The sequence below is a fragment of the Beduini massiliensis genome (assembly GCF_000829905.1).
GTDB classification, from domain to species: domain Bacteria; phylum Bacillota_I; class Bacilli_A; order Erysipelotrichales; family Coprobacillaceae; genus Beduini; species Beduini massiliensis.
In genome coordinates this window covers 522,765-538,573 of the sequence record NZ_CDPP01000006.1, presented here as the reverse complement: position 1 = coordinate 538,573, position 15,809 = coordinate 522,765, and the positions used below count along the sequence as shown (strand labels likewise).

Genomic DNA, 15,809 nt, shown 5'->3' with positions numbered 1-15,809 from the left:
CTATATTCAGCTGCACTTTTTAATTGCCTCATAAATTATTTGGACATCATCTTGATTACCGTTAAAACAAATTCCTTGCATTCCGATTCCCTTAGCACTGTTTACGTTATCTTGAGAATCATCAATAAAGAAACATTCCGCAGCGTCTAAATGCAGTGTCTCACAAAAATCTTTGAAGATAGCAGGGTCCGGTTTCAACAACAAATGCTTAGCGGATATGTAGAAATCTTTAAAGTAAGCAAAAGCTTCCACATTTTCATAATATTCAAAAAAACTTAGGGATGTGTTCGATAGTAAATAAAGCACATACCCTTCTTTTTTCAGTGTTCTTGCCAAGTCTGTAATATCTTTGAATGGTGTCAGATACAAATACCACTCATCCATGATTTTTTCAACCAATGGCTCTAATAGTGGGCTTACACGCCTCTTCATAATGGTGCAGGCATCTTCTTTAGACAATGTCCCTTCATCTAAAGCAAGCCATTCCGGACTTTTGAAAATGGCTTCAATCAATAACGTTTGCTGATCTTTTTCTTTGGTAAAATGTTGGATAATGTAGTTAGGATCATAGGATAGAACCACATTTCCCATGTCAAAAACAATATTTCTGATCATTCTATTTTCCTCCCGTAGTATAGTTTTATTATATAATGGGGTTATTCGTTTGTCTAATTATGTAATAAAAAACGGAGACAGGCTCCGTTTTAATATTCACTCGATTCAATTAATTTTGCGTTCACGACAAAGCGATACTGATCATCTAATGAATCAACACATGTCGATAAAGTAATCACTTGATCATCCGGTGTCACTTCAACTCCCGTTGAATACAAAGCGGTTGAAAACCACTCATCGATCATCTCTTGTTTTAATCCGCTTTGACCATAAACATTATAGTAGGTTTTGGTAGAAGCGACATCGACATCTCGGGCAGAGAAAACCTGATAGCGCAGCTTTTGTCCTTCAATATACAAATCAATGTAAGGATGTTCATCATAATAGTTGACATCTTTATACTTTTTCAGCTTACCAAACATACTGCCATTTTTCATGTTGTGACCATATATGATCGTATTAAAATCACTAAAATCGGAACTGTTTTGATAATCAACAAACAAGGTTCCAGCAAACGAATCTTCTTTTTGCAGATTACGATGAAGATAATAATCATTATCGGCAGCTTGTACCACAGCATAGGAAATATCCGTATCCTCAATATTCAGCCAAGCGACGGCATCACTGTTCATTTCCTTTAGTTTAGCGAAATCCACTGTAAAGGGAACATCTTTTTTTTCCGGGATTACAGTATTGCGAATCTGAGCGTTATTATCATCGACGGTTTTATATTGCATAAAGATAGAAAATAACTGATAAGCAGAAAAACAGAAGACGATGACACAAATAACAAGAAGAATGCGTCTAATATATTTTTTCACTAGACATTGAATTTAAACAACATGATATCGCCATCCTGCCCCACATATTGTTTCCCTTCCTGACGTACCTTACCGGCGTCTTTTAAAGCTTGTTCACTTCCGTATTGGATAAAGTCATCATAACTGTAGGTTTCTGCTTTAATGAATCCTCTTTGGAAATCCGTATGGATCACACCTGCCATTTCCGGAGCCAGCATTCCTTTTTTAAAGGTCCATGCACGCACTTCCTGCACTCCTACGGTAAAGAATGTGCATAACCCCAAAAGTGCATAAGCTTCTTTGATTAAACGGTCCAATCCGCTTTCTTTAATTCCCAGTTCTTCTAAAAACAGTTTCTTTTCTTCTGGTTCTAATCCTGCTAATTCAGCTTCAATCTTTGCACAGATTGGTACAACTTTGCTGCCTTCTTTATCCGCGTATTCCACAAGCGTATTGTAGTAAGGATTAGCAGTCGGCTCTTCTAAGTCTTCTTCACCTAAGTTTGCAACATAGATGAGCGGCTTCATTGTCAGTAATGACCATTGTTTTACAAACAGAATTTCTTCTTTTGTAAAGTCAATCGAACGTGCCGGTTTTTCAGCTTCTAATGCGGCTTTTAACTTATCTAAAATAAGGACTTCTTCTTTAGCTTCTTTATCCCCGGACTGAGCTTTCTTTCCGATTCTGGCGATTCGGTTTTCAACAGTAGCCAAATCTGCAAAAATCAACTCTAGGTTAATGGTTTCAATGTCACGAATAGGATCGACATCTCCGTCAACATGAGTAACATTGGGATCTCTGAAGCAGCGAACAACTTCACAGATTGCATCTGTTTCACGAATATTGGCTAAGAATTTATTCCCTAAACCTTCTCCTTTTGATGCCCCTCTTACTAGACCGGCAATATCTGTAAATTCAAATGTAGTAGGAACAGTTTTTTTAGGCTGAACTAATTTTGTCAGTTCATCTAAACGATGATCCGGTACTTCGACAACTCCGACATTCGGGTCGATCGTCGCAAATGGATAATTGGCAGCTTCCACTTGCGCATTGGTAATTGCATTAAATAAAGTGGACTTTCCAACGTTTGGCAATCCCACGATTCCTGCTGTTAATGGCATGATAACACCTCTTTCTACTCCTATTAGTTTAGCGAATTAGTGTCTAAAATGCAACTAAAACTATGTTGATTTATTTAATGTATAAAGGTACCATCCGATATTTCCTTATTTTTTCACAGATTTTAAACAAAGACCGGTAAACCTGTGATTTTGCTTGATGAATTTAAAATGGGAAAGAGTAAATAGATAGCAGAAGAAAGCCAATAGACTGTAACCGATAATCGAAAAGAAAATGAGCTGTCCTTGTCCGCTTTTTATTAAGAGACTGCCGCAAAGTAACGGATAGAGACTAAGGGCATCTAAAAAAGGAATACCCATCATATGCAGAAATAAAGGAACCGCAGTAAAAGTTAAAAGCAGAAAAATGACCTGTGATGGATGACGCATATATGTGGATAAAGCAAACAGAAGAAAAATTGTACTTTCAATAGCGAGCAGTTTTAAAAGAAAGCCAAGCAGAATGTAAATCAGAATACTTATAGATGATGGCATTGAAGCAAACACAGGTAATGAAGTAATTGAGGCGTGAAGTCCAAAACTTCCATATTTACTAACGATATGCACGAGATCGGGCAGATAAGCAAGTAGTGTAAGAATAAGTCCGCTTACTAGGGCGAGCCGCATCTTGCAGTGCAGCAACACTCTATTTCCTTTTAAACAGGAAAACAAAAGGCGATCTGTTTGGTGTGTATATTCAGCACATATGAAGTTTGAAAACAACAGCGTCACACAGATAATGACTAAAATCGCAGGAAGAATATTTATATTGGTGTCAAAAAATAAATGTTCATAGCCAAATGGAACGACCATTTCTCTTTGTGGATCTTCTTTCACATAATGATATTGCTGTAAAGCTTTTTGAAACAAAGCTTCTCCAAATAACTGTGCTTCTAAAGTATTTTGCATGGCATCATACTGGCTCTTATTTATATTCCCTTCATTAAAGGCCTGCTCGTTTTTATCATATTGAAGATGCAGATCAGCATAATGCTGTGCTTGTGAAGAAATAAATTGCTCTGTAGCATCGCTAGGTTTTCCTTTCATTATATCAATATAGTGGATATAACGGTTTTCTTCCATTGAAATATAAATGGAATTATGCTGGAGCAAATATCCTTGTAATCCTATAAAAATGAGGATAATGATTAATCCCTTTTGCACCCAGAACACTTTATAGAATTCCTGTATCCACAGATACGGAAGACATTTCTGTTTTTTCTTTCTTGCTGGAAAGTCGGCAGGCTGACTATATAAATTTCGCTTTCTAGTATAGGTCATATAGATCGCAATAAGCAGTAAAAGAAATAAAGTTATCATGATGACTTGGGCTAATGTTTGCAGTGAATAGGCATGTTGGAAAAGATTCAAATTAAAATACATCTCATAAAAAACATCGGTTCGTAGAAAGCTGATAATATTTATATAACGTAAAATAGAAACTGCCTGATGCTGTGGCAGGTATTGATAAAGTAAAAATTCAACACCAATGATAAAGAACATAACCCCAAAGCTAAAAATACGCTGTTTACTAAATAAGGTGATGAAGAGCATGATCGCTCCAATCATGCAGGCAGCAATCCATTTGGTCATGATAAACAGGATTAAATAGCCGCCGATACTTAGATGTAGGGTGCTTTGGGCATATTGCACAAGGGATTGAAGACTAGCTTGCAGACTCCCTAATCCACAGTTTATCTGCATATAAGTAAGATTACTGGCATAGAGGAGCAAAACGATACTTGCTGTGGATATGCCCATGGCTAGGCATTTTGCCGTTATCGTTTTACCGCCACCGTTTACACAAGGTCGGATAAAGCAAAATAAGCGCTTATCTTTTTCTTCGAGAATGAGAGCTGTGGCAATGACACCGATCATCAACATCACCAAAACATCAGTGAACGGAAAGTGCAGGGCTTCTTTTATTCCTTTATCAAGCTGATAGGTAATCACCACATCCTGCATATCTTTAAAATCTTGGGTGGTTTTCTTAATATTTTTGGAAGAAAATGAAGAAGGGTCTGAAAAGATCGAAATCGAAGATATGTGATCTGCCGCATCTTGTATTTGTGCTAGCTGATCATGATAATGATGCAGATCATCGATCTCATTACGAATGTCCTGCATAAACTGTGCTTCCTGCTCAAGATTTTTAGTGTAGTAAATCGCCGTTTCTAAGAAATCACGAGAAGTTTTTTTCTCAATATCCGGATGCTGTGAGCGCAAAGCTTCCAGTCTGTTTTGACTATTGCTGTCCTGTCGTCCTTCTAAATAGAGCAGCTGTTGTAAGATAAAATGATCTTGAATCCGATCATCATACTCACAGATATAAAGATAACGTTCTTCATTAGGTAAGGTTTGCAGTTTAGCTTGGAGTGCCTGATATGCTGTAAGGGGAATTTCACTTTGTTGTTGGGTATAAGCAAATAAAGAGAAATTAAGGATAAATATCAGACTGATTAAAATAAGGAACCCCTTTTTAGACCATATTTTATACAATTCAATACTTAAAAGAGATTTCATAAGCGATCATCCTTTTGAAATATATTCAGATATACATCTTCAAGGGAAAGCGTTGAGTCTTGACAGATTGTGTCTACACTCCCTTGAACGATGATCTTTCCTTGCTTAAGAAAGATGATTTTAGCTGCAATGTTTTCTACGTCACTGACTACATGGGTTGCGATTAAAAGAATATGGTCTTTTGCTAATTGACTGAAGATTTCCCTTAGTGAAACGCGTTCTTTGGGGTCTAAGCCGGCAGTAGGTTCATCAAATAAAAGTAATTTAGGATGTTTCAGCAAAGCTTGCGCGACAAGTATTCGTTGTTTCATCCCCCCTGAATACATCCGGCATTTCTTTTCCAGCTGATTTTGCATATTGACTAATGAGGCTACTCGTTCGACTTCCTGATGAATCTCTTTTTTATCCACATTTTTAAGCAGTGCCATATATGTCAGAAATCTTCGCCCGGTAAACTCATCATACAATCCCTGCTGCTGGGGAGCATAGCCTAAGAAATCGTAATAGTCCTCATTCCATGCTTGGATATCTTTTCCATTCCAAAGCACTTGTCCGCTATCCACGTTTTGTTGTTTGCATAAGATACTCATCAAAGTTGATTTCCCGGCACCATTGGGACCAAGTAAAGCATAAATCCCTTCTTTAAGGGTCAGGCTAACATCATGAAGAACCACTTGATCCTTATATGCTTTTGTAATATGTTGTATTTCCAGCATTTTCTTACCTCCTAACAGTGTTGCCTTGAGAGATAGTATCAAATGGCTGATAGGCAGCGATACTGTTCCAGTAATCTTCTTTAAGAATCAGTCCGACATAAATTTTATCGATGGTGAATTGATCGGTTCCTGCCCATGTTTTTTCTAAGTGCTGTTCATGATCATAATAAACAAAGAAATACTGATCATACTCACTGTAAATTCTAATATCTTGCACAGGTGCGGATGTTGTCAGCGTTAGCTCTTTCATTTGTTTATCATTGAAATTCCAGACATAGGAAGCGATATGATCCGCTTGTTCTTTGTCCCATCCCGAAATAATCAGATGATTATCTATTATATCGCTGATGTTGCAATCGAGATCATCAGGCAATACAGCAATGATATCGTTCTGTTTAGTATCCACTGAAACTGCGTGCAGGGCATGATTTTCGATATAATAAAGCTTATGTTGATAGTAAAACGATACTTCAGAGACAGGAAGCGTACTTTCCCAAAGGATTTCTTGTTTATCCAAGTCATAGGCATAATAACTTATAGTCACATTTTTCATAACTGCATCATAGTCATCGAACCGTTTTTCATTTAACAACTTTTCCGGATCTTGACTATAGTGATATTGACTAAAGATTAATTGTCGGTTTTCTGCCGCAATGACATGACGATCTTTATTATCTAATAAGTGCGTAGTCTTTCCGCTTTGCAAATCGATAGTAAAGAGTGCAGATTCCGTCACATGCTGCATATAGCTGTTTTCTTCAAACTGGATATTTTCTGTTTTCTCCAAGGGAATATAGAGATAGCAATCATCAAGAGTTAAACGATTATCTGAGTAGGTATACCCGGCAGGGAGAGAGCAGATCTTTTCTCGATTTTTGCCATCCAAATTCATGCGATAGATGCCTGAAGAAGACGCTGTATTTTGTCCTCCCTCCATCGTTTTCAAGGCTTCCGAATTCAGCAGATATAAATAATCGCCATGAACAAATAAAGTAGAGGCAAATCCCCAATTCCCTATATAAGACGTGCATGTTTCATCATGATGCTGACACTGTGGTTTATCACATAAATAGATTTCCTTTTTTGCGGCATAATCATAATAAAGAATGTTGCTTCCATCCCCATTTCCTGTTTCATTGAGAACGATATGATAGAAGCCTTTTTCATTTCCATCCCCATCATATAACTTTTTATGGATCAACGATTCTTTGATCTCTTGCGCAGGCGGTTCATCTGCCGGCTTTTTTGTTTGTGATGAGCATCCGCTGATGAAAAGACAGCATACTACAATTATCCATTTCTTAAACATATTAATCACCTCAATGAAAGGATAAACGATGGTTGTATCGAACTTGTATCCTAATAAAAAAATCCCTAAGTAAAAGGGATTATCTTGCTGATTTTATTTTAATGTTGTTTAAGCTGTGTTGTCCTAATGGGATTACGCCTGTTTGAAAATTAGAATAGCCCTCTCCATAGTTTCGTATCTCACAATATAGTTGAAGTTTTGCGGTATAGGATTCATAACCATTCTCACTGTAAGACCAGTCCTCGATTTCTTCTAATCCCAGATACTGAATCATCGCATACATGATTTCTTTGCAGTCTTCTTTGGTTAGGAAATCAACAGCTTCATTGCTGATCTCCAGAGCTATAATCTTTTTGCTTTCTTTCAGCAGATCAAAGCTTGTACTGACAACCTTAGTGCCTTCTATCGAAAAGATTTGTGACAGATTATACAGATGGCGATTTCTTAACAGTAATGTTCCAAAATCAATCGTATAAAGATTGTCTTCATTATTAACAAGCCGGTCAGTCAGAATATTTTTCTTGATTAATGTACAAACTTCCTGTTCATATAATGATTTAATATCTGCATAAGGTTCTTGCTCTTTGGGGAATGCAGGGGAAAAATCAAGTAAATATTGATTATCGGTATCTGTATTCTCTCCTTGTGTATAAAAGGATGCATAGATTTCAGAAATGATAGGATATTTTTTTGTGATTTCCGAGGTAATATAAATCTGTTCAAAAGGATAAACTTTTTGAGTATCATGCCAATCCTGTAAGCGGAAGATCAGCATTGGCAGAAAGCATGACAACAGTAGCAAGACAGGCAACAAGAGATAAGTTTTACGCTTCATCTTGTCTCACCTCCAGTATAAAGGAAACAGTCGTGCCTTCATTTTCTTTAGATTGAATCGTTAATGGTGTATGATGCAGATCACAGATCTTTTTAACGATACTTAACCCAAGACCGGCACCACCTTTGCTTCGTGAACGCGATTTATCTGCCATATAAAAGGGCAGAGTAGCCTTTTCTACATTTTCCTGAGACATGCCAATGCCATGATCCATTACATTGAGCTGATAGGTATAACCAAGATGAATCCCTTTTATGAATACTTCGGTTCCTTTTGAAACGTCAACAGCATTATCGATGAGATTACGCAGTAATGTAAAGAGCAGTTCTTCGTTTGAAAGGACAATACCTTGATCATATTGAAATACCAGATTAGCGTGACCGGTACTGTTTTCATAATATTGTTTAAGTGCTCTCATCACTTTTTCAACAGGGATGGCGGTTAGTTTTGGGGGCTGCTGATTCAAGGCAAAAAGATCCATCATAGTATGAGAAAGTGTATTTAAGCGATTGCCTTCTCTAAATATATAGGAGGCAGCAACCTGTCTGGTCGTTTCATCACAGTCATAAGTACGGAGCATATCCGCATAACCAATAATAGATGTCATTGGTGTTTTGATTTCATGGGAAAAACTGCTCATGAATTCTTCTTTTTCTTCGGCTTCTGTTTTTAGTTTCTGAAAGGTTTGCTGAGTAGCCGCCGCCATTTCGTCAAAGCTTTTGCTTAGTTCACCGATCTCGTCATCACTGTTAATTTGTGTTCGCTCTTCATAATGCCCATTGGCAATTCGTTTACTTGCTTCGTTAAGCAAACCAATCGAACGGGTAAGATAACGAATAGAAATATTCAGTAATAAGAAAGCAATGCCGATCATCCCGGCATTTACGAAAAGAAACTGCTGAAATTGACGGGTTCTTTCCTGATAAACTGAAGTAACATCGGTATAGGTCGTTAAGTAATACGTCAGACTTCCTGCTTTCAATTCTGTTGTAAGGTAAGTATAGTAATGATACTTATCTTTCATTAAACGGACGCTGGCATCGTTTTCAATTGTACTGCTTGCTTCTAAAGAAGGCAGGGTATTCATGTAGACAGCCTGATCATCCCGCTTTAATAAATAATAACGTTCTTTATCTGTATAGATGGAAGCATATTGTTTCATATAATACTGAGCACGCATATCCATAGCGGAAACATCACTGCCATACTGTGTATTTTCTTCCAACGTATCTTGAAGCAGCTTAGATTCCAAAGAAAAGCTTTCAATGGACTGAGACCCTGCCGCTTGTTCAATAACTGATGTAAGTAAGTGTGCATGATTTTGATAGATCACAAGAGCGGAACCTAAAGAAAAGATGACCGCAATGGTAATGATACAGGTCGCTATTATTTTATATGTAAACTTCACTCTGACACCTCCAGCATATATCCGATGCGAAAAATGGTTTTAATGTGGGGTGCCCAGTTTAATTTTTTTCTTAGCCGCTGAATATGCAAATCCAAAGTACGCGTATTTCCTTCCAGTTCGTCATGCCATACCTTTTCATATAAAGTATCCCGATATAAAGCAATATTTTTATTTTGCACAAGATATAAAAGCAGGTCGTACTCTTTTCTGGTCAGCGGTATTGTCTGATCATGTTGTGAGACAGTACGTAAACGGGTGTGAATGACAATATCCAATATAGAGATATCTTCCATTCCTTTATGGTAACGGCGAAGTACACTTTCTACTCTTGCCAGCAGTTCATCGATTGCAAAGGGTTTAACCAGATAATCATCTGCTCCCATATGCAGACCTTTCACACGATCTTTTATACTGCCTTTAGCTGTAATAAAAATAACCGGAATATGCATAGGCTCAATATATTCCATTAATTCATAGCCATTGACTTTAGGCAGCATGATATCAAGCAGAACCAAATCATAAGATGTTTTCTCCAACATCGTCGCTGCTTGGTCCCCGTCATTGGCATAATCACACTGATAACCCACTCTTTGCAGATTCATTATCATCAGATCGGCAATGGCTTTCTCATCTTCAACAATTAATAATTTCATAGTATCACCTGCATTATTATAGCTTTGTTTTGTATCTGAGTTGTATCATGATTAGAGCAACTTGATTTTAAAATCATCTTTTTCTTTATAATAGTAAAATTCGCTGAACTCATGTTCAAACATTCCTAACATCATTTCAAAGTCTTCAGCAAGGGAATAATTTTTAAGTTCTTCTTTTTTAATCCAAAAGACTTCCCCTTCAATGGAAGATGTCAGTTCCCCCTTAAAACAATTTGTTTTATAAAGAATAACAACATAACGTTCCCCTTGATCTGTAGGCCATTGTTTTAATCCGCATAATTCTAAATTTGAAATATCTAAACCGGTCTCTTCTTTAACTTCGCGAATTGTGGATTCAATAAAAGATTCCTGATCTTCAACATGACCACCGGGAAAGGTGACACCGGGCCAATGCTGACTTGTTCGATTTTGAACTAAAACTCGTCCTTGATCGTCATAGATCATACAAAGATTTGTGAAAATAGCTTTTTCCATGTTTAACCTCCAATATTTTCTATTCTAACATATTCTATCTTCATTCTATACTTTTATCATCGCATTCATAAAAATAGTATTCTATTCCTTTATCCCGATAGTTCCATTACAATTCAATGGGATTACTGTGTATCTTCTATTTTTATATATTGATTTTTGTCAGCTTTCATAAATTGTTGAATGCCTATTCCTAAAGACTGAAATCCTCTCCCACTCTTATTTTAAACGTGATAAAATAGAAAGAAAGGAGGAATGTTTATGTTAGAAGAAATCAGAGTAAGACAAAGTATTCGCAAATATACCGACCAGCCTATTGAGGAAGAAAAGATCATCGCTTTGTTGAAGGCGGCAATGCGTGCACCTACTGCACAAAATCGTCAGGAATGGCGTTTCTTAGTGGTGCAGGATCGGGAATCCTTAGATAATATCGCCACCTTTTCTCCCTATACAGGGATGATGAAACAAGCTCAGGCAGCGATTATTGTTTTAGGAGATCGTGAGGTAACGCCGACAGATGCTTATATTTATGTAGACTGTGCAGCGGCGATACAGAATATTTTATTAGAAGGGGTACATCTTGGATTAGGAACCTGTTGGTGTGCAATCGGACCAAATGAAGAACGCATTGAAGCTTTCAAAAATTATTTTAAATTTCCTAATACTCATTTACCGGTAGCGGTTATTGCTGTTGGTTATCCAAACGAAACTAAACAATGGATAGATCGTTTTGACGAAAATAAGATCACTTATTGGAAAAAATAAAAACCGTCTCATTGCATCCTAACAAAAAAAGGGGTATGTTGAGGTTAGGAGGTGAGCATGATGGCAAATGAAGATAAAAAAGATTTTAATGCCATGCTTCAAAGAAATAACGGAATGCCTAAGATACAGATCGTAAGTGATGAAGCCACAATAAAAAAATATGGTGGAGAAAAAATGTATTTTGCACCACCGATAGATTATGATCATATTATGAAAAAGATTCCCGCCGGTAAATTGATTACCGTCAAAGCAATTCGTGAATATTTTGCGAAAAAGAACAATGCTGATTTTACCGATCCGATCACTGCGGGGATTTTCGTTTCGATCGCTGCATGGGCAAGTGAGCAAAGAGATGAGGATCTTACACCCTATTGGCGTACACTAAAGGTGAATGGTGAACTTAATCCCAAATATCCCGGCGGTGTGGAAGCTCAGAAGAAGAAATTAGAGGAGGAGGGACATACGATTATTCAAAAAGGCAGAACCCATATCCGTTATTATGTACAAGATTATAAAAACAGTTTATTTTCATTATAAAAGAGCCGCTTGTGGAGTGAACCCCAATATTTGGATAATCAAATAAAGGAAGTTCATTTCACTTGACGGCTCTTTACCATTTTAATTGAGAGAGTTTCATTGCATATTGATAGAGTGTTTCGTAATCCTTTGATGCTTCATACTCTTTAATAATCAGTTTTAATACCAGTTTCACAAAATTATAATCATGGCGTTTATCCAGAGTTTTAAGATTAAGTTTTAAAGTTCCGTAAAGTCGTTTCTGTGAAGCGGCGTTGATCTTTAATTTATAGTATTCAATTAAATGATTACGTGGCAGATTCAGATTAAACGCTTCAAAACGTTCAATATAAAGCAGACATTCTTTATATTGCTTCGTTTGATATAGGGCAATGATACGATAGAATATGTAATTAATATTATGATTTAGATGGTCGATCACTTCTTTATCAAATTTTTTTTCGATTTTAAAGAACTGATTGAAATCGTTCACCATCAATGCGCCTAACAGCATGCTGGAACAAATCATCGACACATCTTCGATGTCCATTAGTAATCCGTCATAAATGTTCAATAGCTCTTGGTACATCTCCATAGCTTTATCGAATCTTTCAACTAATAAAAAAACATTAGCCAAAGATACACTGCAAATAATTGAACGGATATAATTATGATGCTGTTCAAATATGTATTTGGCTTTATTGAGATGTTCATAAGCTTCAAAGGTTTCTCCACGGTAACTATAGATAATCCCTTTTTGATAGGCGATCATAGCCGAACTGCTATCGTTGGTATAAAGCGTTTCGGCGATTTCAAGATAGTTTAATGCCTGTTCAATGTCTCGTTTAAGATAATGATAGAAACCACTGTACTGATAAAACAGCTGTTTTTGAAATGAGGACATGGAATCTTCCACTTTTTTTAATATGGATAACAAACTTTCATAGGGAAACTCTGTTTCTGTATATAAAACAGCGTGCATCAGATTAATCAGCAGCACCGGTGTTGAAATTCCGTTTGTGTGTGCTTCTGAATTGATTTCATTTAGTTGATCTGTAATTATCTTTTTTTGTTTTCGATAAAGCATGTCATGATAAAGCCGCTTGACTTTATGAGCGCATATAGGAATGTAATCGATTGTAACTTGGTAATTGAGATCTAAAGCATCAAATATGGATTCAATAGTTAGTTTATTAGAAAACTCCAACCCTCTCTCGATTTTGCTGAGCTGACTATACTCGATTCCGACGGTTTCGGCTAAAGCCCGAATAGACATGTTCTGCTGAATCCGGTTGAGTCGAATAATAGCCCCTATTTGATTTTCAAACATTTATTTTCCTCCAAAATATATTTGCAAGCCACAATCCTAACATTAAAATTATAGCCTTTTAAGCAATAAAATCAATGAAAACCCAAGGGTTTAAGCCTGAATGCAACTAATTCAATAAAAGATATTGAATAAATGAGAGGAAGGCGTTCTTTTTAAGAAATTTACTTTGTTTTAGGAAAAAGAAAAGATGATATGAGCATCATCTTTTAAGCTGAAGATCGGGCATTTTTTCATTGTTGGGATTAGCGGTAAAATGTAAAACTTTTTCTAAGAAGCTTTTATCTTTAGATTCAATACTTTGTGCAAGTTTAAGATGTGTTTTGAAACAATCCGGTTCAATGAAGACTTCTAAGTAACTGCCGGTATCAATCGTTGCCCCTAACTGAATATAAGTCCAATTCTCTTTTGTGACGACGCTGTTGTAATGAACGTGTCCGCAGATAAAGAGATTATTTTTTTGATGACGAGAGAGAATAGCGTTGACTGCCTGAGAATTTTCAATGCTTGCCATTGGCTTTTCGCTATTAAACGTCGTGTTTGTAAGTGGGTGATGTGACAATACAATCAAATTCTTATTTGAAAGTCGCGTCACTTCTTTTTTTAGCCAGATTAACTGTTCTTCATCGATAATGCCGCCCCAGTTATCCAAGACAAATTCTTTTGTGGAATCTAGGGCAATAATCGCAGTATCTTCCAATTCCTTTACAAAATATCTGTCTGACGTAAAAAAGTGCTGGATCTCTTTTTTTGAAACATAGGTCGTATCATGATTGCCTAAAACATTCATATAGTTTTTATGTTGGTTTACGATCGGTTCAATCGTTTGGTAATGACGAATATTTCCTTCTGTAGCCAGATCGCCTAAAGAAAAGATATAATCTGCGGAATCATTGGCAACGCTGTTTAAAAAAGTAAAATAATAATCCTGAGCCTGCTTTAATACGTTTGCATCTGCAAATTCACAATAATGAAAATCACTAAATATATTTAATTTCATATTAACCTCCAATGTATAGAAGTATTATACATAATCAAGACTAAATTCTTGTTTAAATTATGTTAAATATGGGTGAATTGTTTCTGTCCGTTGGTATAGTTTTGGTGGAAATCAATAAGTAACTGTGCTAAGATATACATGTTTAAAAACTTAAATGATAGGAGGTTGGTGGCGTGAGCAGAAGAAAACAAAACCAGACCAATAAGAAAAAAACATTACATATTTTTGATATCGCTTTAATTAGTGTACAGTTCGTATTATCTATATTCTTAGCTTATTTAGCTAAAAAAGTATTGCCAATGAAATATTGGCTGATTATCGCAGTGATCTTTTTAGTTTTATGGTTACTCGTATTCTTTGTCTTAAAGAATAAGAAAAATTCAATTAAACAAATGTGGCTGCGTATAGTCAGTTTGGTATTATCGATCCTTATCGGTGTAGGAAGCGTCTTTGCTTATAAAGGCGTTTCAGTATTAAACAACATTACCGGAGGAAAATATCAGACACAAGTTATTTCCGTTGTGGTGTTAAAAGACAGCAGTTATCAAAAAATCAAGGATTTGGAAAATAAAAGCTTAGGTTACGTATCTGCCATTGATACCGATAATATTAATAAAGCTATCGACAATATTGGAACAAAAGATAAAACCACGCTGACAATAACCAATTATTCAGATCTTAGTCAGCTTCAAAAAGCGTTAACGGATCAAGACTGTGAGGCAATCATTTTCAATGAGGCATATCGTGGAATTATTGAAGAATTTAATAGTGGATTCTCTAGTCAAACAAGAGTCATTTACCAATATGAGATTAAAGAAACATTGAATAAGAACACATCAAGTGTTAACGTTACAAAAGATGCTTTTAATGTATATATTTCCGGAATTGATACATATGGGCCTGTTTCAACGGTATCAAGATCAGATGTAAATATGATTATGACTGTAAATCCAAAGACAAAACAAATCTTATTGACAAGTATTCCTCGTGATTATCATGTTACATTGGCTTCATTCAATGCTCGTGATAAGCTGACTCATTCAGGAATTTACGGAATTGAAGAAACAATGTCTACAGTGGAGAATTTATTGGATATTGACTTGAACTATTATATGCGTGTTAACTTTACCTCATTGATTACAATGGTGGATGCAGTCGGTGGCATTAATGTTAATGTAGATCAGGCGGTTAATGTTGGCGGTCATTCATTGAGCGTCGGAAGCAATTATATGGATGGAGAAACGGCTTTGGCATTTTCGAGAGAACGTTATTCTTATGCAGATGGCGATCGTCATAGAGTAAGAAATCAGCAGGCTGTTTTAACCGGATTATTGAATAAACTGATGTCAGCCTCAATGATTACGAATTATAATTCTATCTTGAACTCTGTTTCAGGAGCATTTGAGACAAATATGGAGTCCGGTGATTTGCAAAAATTAATCCAAATGCAGATCGATGATATGTCAAGCTGGGATATTGAACAGATTTCACTTGACGGCAGCGGAGCAACAAGTACAAATTGTTACTCTATGCCGGGATATGAACTTTATGTCATGGAACCGGATCAAAGTACAGTTACTGCAGCAAAACAAAAAATTGATGCGGTAGAAGGAAAATAATAAGAACGCCTCACTAAACAGTGAGGTGTTTTTATTTGGTTATATCAACTCAACTTGAATAATAACGTCGAATCTTGTATAATCAGTGTGATGTATTAACAATGCAGTGTTTT

The 15,809-nt window shown here is 36.3% G+C and carries 15 protein-coding genes; 3 read left to right on the top strand and 12 right to left on the bottom strand.

Translation table 11 applies throughout. From position 1 onward, the window contains the following. Positions 1 to 6 precede the first annotated feature (6 nt). From BN1225_RS12610 to BN1225_RS12565, 10 genes are all read right to left on the bottom strand, one after another. Positions 7 to 615 (bottom strand): HAD family hydrolase, encoded by a 609-nt coding sequence (locus BN1225_RS12610; RefSeq protein WP_052466662.1) that lies wholly within the window; start codon positions 613 to 615, stop codon positions 7 to 9. An 89-nt stretch (positions 616 to 704) separates the two neighbouring features. Next, positions 705 to 1,436 carry a class B sortase gene (srtB, locus tag BN1225_RS12605; RefSeq protein WP_052466660.1) on the bottom strand — a complete coding sequence of 244 codons (732 nt, stop codon included), beginning with the start codon at positions 1,434 to 1,436 and terminating at the stop codon, positions 705 to 707. Beyond that, positions 1,436 to 2,536, bottom strand: a complete 1,101-nt coding sequence (gene ychF / locus BN1225_RS12600; RefSeq protein ID WP_041140145.1) for a redox-regulated ATPase YchF — start codon at positions 2,534 to 2,536, stop codon at positions 1,436 to 1,438. Before ychF ends, srtB begins: the two co-directional genes overlap by 1 nt. Positions 2,537 to 2,641: 105 nt before the next feature. After that, on the bottom strand, positions 2,642 to 5,056 hold the full coding sequence (locus BN1225_RS12595) for an ABC transporter permease (RefSeq protein ID WP_041140144.1): 2,415 nt from the start codon (positions 5,054 to 5,056) through the stop codon (positions 2,642 to 2,644). Next, entirely contained in the window at positions 5,053 to 5,772 is a 720-nt protein-coding gene (locus BN1225_RS12590; protein WP_041140143.1) for an ABC transporter ATP-binding protein, read from the bottom strand. The genes BN1225_RS12595 and BN1225_RS12590 overlap by 4 nt, the downstream gene beginning before the upstream one ends. 4 nt (positions 5,773 to 5,776) lie before the next feature. Continuing rightward, positions 5,777 to 7,081, bottom strand: a complete 1,305-nt coding sequence (locus BN1225_RS12585) for a hypothetical protein (protein WP_041140142.1) — start codon at positions 7,079 to 7,081, stop codon at positions 5,777 to 5,779. A gap of 79 nt (positions 7,082 to 7,160) precedes the next feature. Continuing rightward, positions 7,161 to 7,916, bottom strand: coding sequence for a hypothetical protein (locus BN1225_RS12580; protein WP_041140141.1), 756 nt, complete (start codon positions 7,914 to 7,916; stop codon positions 7,161 to 7,163). After that, the gene (locus tag BN1225_RS12575; protein WP_041140140.1) at positions 7,906 to 9,324 is read right to left on the bottom strand and encodes a sensor histidine kinase; all 1,419 of its coding nucleotides are present in this window, start codon (positions 9,322 to 9,324) and stop codon (positions 7,906 to 7,908) included. Before BN1225_RS12575 ends, BN1225_RS12580 begins: the two co-directional genes overlap by 11 nt. Then, complete coding sequence (locus BN1225_RS12570) at positions 9,321 to 9,977, bottom strand: response regulator transcription factor (protein WP_041140139.1); 657 nt, start codon at positions 9,975 to 9,977, stop codon at positions 9,321 to 9,323. The genes BN1225_RS12575 and BN1225_RS12570 overlap by 4 nt, the downstream gene beginning before the upstream one ends. 51 nt (positions 9,978 to 10,028) lie before the next feature. Beyond that, the gene (locus BN1225_RS12565) at positions 10,029 to 10,472 is read right to left on the bottom strand and encodes an 8-oxo-dGTP diphosphatase (protein WP_041140138.1); all 444 of its coding nucleotides are present in this window, start codon (positions 10,470 to 10,472) and stop codon (positions 10,029 to 10,031) included. Between the two features lie 258 nt (positions 10,473 to 10,730). Here BN1225_RS12565 and BN1225_RS12560 point away from each other — a divergent pair, with 258 nt between their 5' ends. Together BN1225_RS12560 and BN1225_RS12555 are read left to right on the top strand one after the other, a co-directional pair. Continuing rightward, positions 10,731 to 11,234 carry a nitroreductase family protein gene (locus BN1225_RS12560; RefSeq protein WP_041140137.1) on the top strand — a complete coding sequence of 168 codons (504 nt, stop codon included), beginning with the start codon at positions 10,731 to 10,733 and terminating at the stop codon, positions 11,232 to 11,234. A gap of 57 nt (positions 11,235 to 11,291) precedes the next feature. Next, positions 11,292 to 11,771 (top strand): MGMT family protein, encoded by a 480-nt coding sequence (locus BN1225_RS12555; protein WP_443984278.1) that lies wholly within the window; start codon positions 11,292 to 11,294, stop codon positions 11,769 to 11,771. A gap of 73 nt (positions 11,772 to 11,844) precedes the next feature. Here the strand turns inward: BN1225_RS12555 and BN1225_RS12550 are convergent, their stop codons facing one another. Both BN1225_RS12550 and BN1225_RS12545 read right to left on the bottom strand, forming a co-directional pair. Next, on the bottom strand, positions 11,845 to 13,080 hold the full coding sequence (locus BN1225_RS12550) for a helix-turn-helix transcriptional regulator (RefSeq protein ID WP_041140136.1): 1,236 nt from the start codon (positions 13,078 to 13,080) through the stop codon (positions 11,845 to 11,847). Between the two features lie 199 nt (positions 13,081 to 13,279). Beyond that, entirely contained in the window at positions 13,280 to 14,077 is a 798-nt protein-coding gene (locus BN1225_RS12545; protein ID WP_041140135.1) for a metallophosphoesterase family protein, read from the bottom strand. A gap of 173 nt (positions 14,078 to 14,250) precedes the next feature. Between BN1225_RS12545 and BN1225_RS12540 the strand changes: the two genes are divergently transcribed. Then, positions 14,251 to 15,696 (top strand): LCP family protein, encoded by a 1,446-nt coding sequence (locus BN1225_RS12540; RefSeq protein ID WP_052466658.1) that lies wholly within the window; start codon positions 14,251 to 14,253, stop codon positions 15,694 to 15,696. The last annotated feature ends 113 nt before the right edge of the window (positions 15,697 to 15,809 follow it).

What these genes read in the sequence shown, in the direction of transcription:
- BN1225_RS12585 (WP_041140142.1), bottom strand. Translation starts at nt 7,081, where the DNA reads ATGTTTAAGAAATGGATAATTGTAGTATGCTGTCTTTTCATCAGCGGA.
- BN1225_RS12555 (WP_443984278.1), top strand. Translation starts at nt 11,292, where the DNA reads ATGATGGCAAATGAAGATAAAAAAGATTTTAATGCCATGCTTCAAAGA.
- BN1225_RS12545 (WP_041140135.1), bottom strand. Translation starts at nt 14,077, where the DNA reads ATGAAATTAAATATATTTAGTGATTTTCATTATTGTGAATTTGCAGAT.
- BN1225_RS12570 (WP_041140139.1), bottom strand. Translation starts at nt 9,977, where the DNA reads ATGAAATTATTAATTGTTGAAGATGAGAAAGCCATTGCCGATCTGATG.
- ychF (WP_041140145.1), bottom strand. Translation starts at nt 2,536, where the DNA reads ATGCCATTAACAGCAGGAATCGTGGGATTGCCAAACGTTGGAAAGTCC.
- BN1225_RS12550 (WP_041140136.1), bottom strand. Translation starts at nt 13,080, where the DNA reads ATGTTTGAAAATCAAATAGGGGCTATTATTCGACTCAACCGGATTCAG.
- BN1225_RS12590 (WP_041140143.1), bottom strand. Translation starts at nt 5,772, where the DNA reads ATGCTGGAAATACAACATATTACAAAAGCATATAAGGATCAAGTGGTT.
- BN1225_RS12610 (WP_052466662.1), bottom strand. Translation starts at nt 615, where the DNA reads ATGATCAGAAATATTGTTTTTGACATGGGAAATGTGGTTCTATCCTAT.
- BN1225_RS12595 (WP_041140144.1), bottom strand. Translation starts at nt 5,056, where the DNA reads ATGAAATCTCTTTTAAGTATTGAATTGTATAAAATATGGTCTAAAAAG.
- BN1225_RS12565 (WP_041140138.1), bottom strand. Translation starts at nt 10,472, where the DNA reads ATGGAAAAAGCTATTTTCACAAATCTTTGTATGATCTATGACGATCAA.
- BN1225_RS12560 (WP_041140137.1), top strand. Translation starts at nt 10,731, where the DNA reads ATGTTAGAAGAAATCAGAGTAAGACAAAGTATTCGCAAATATACCGAC.
- BN1225_RS12580 (WP_041140141.1), bottom strand. Translation starts at nt 7,916, where the DNA reads ATGAAGCGTAAAACTTATCTCTTGTTGCCTGTCTTGCTACTGTTGTCA.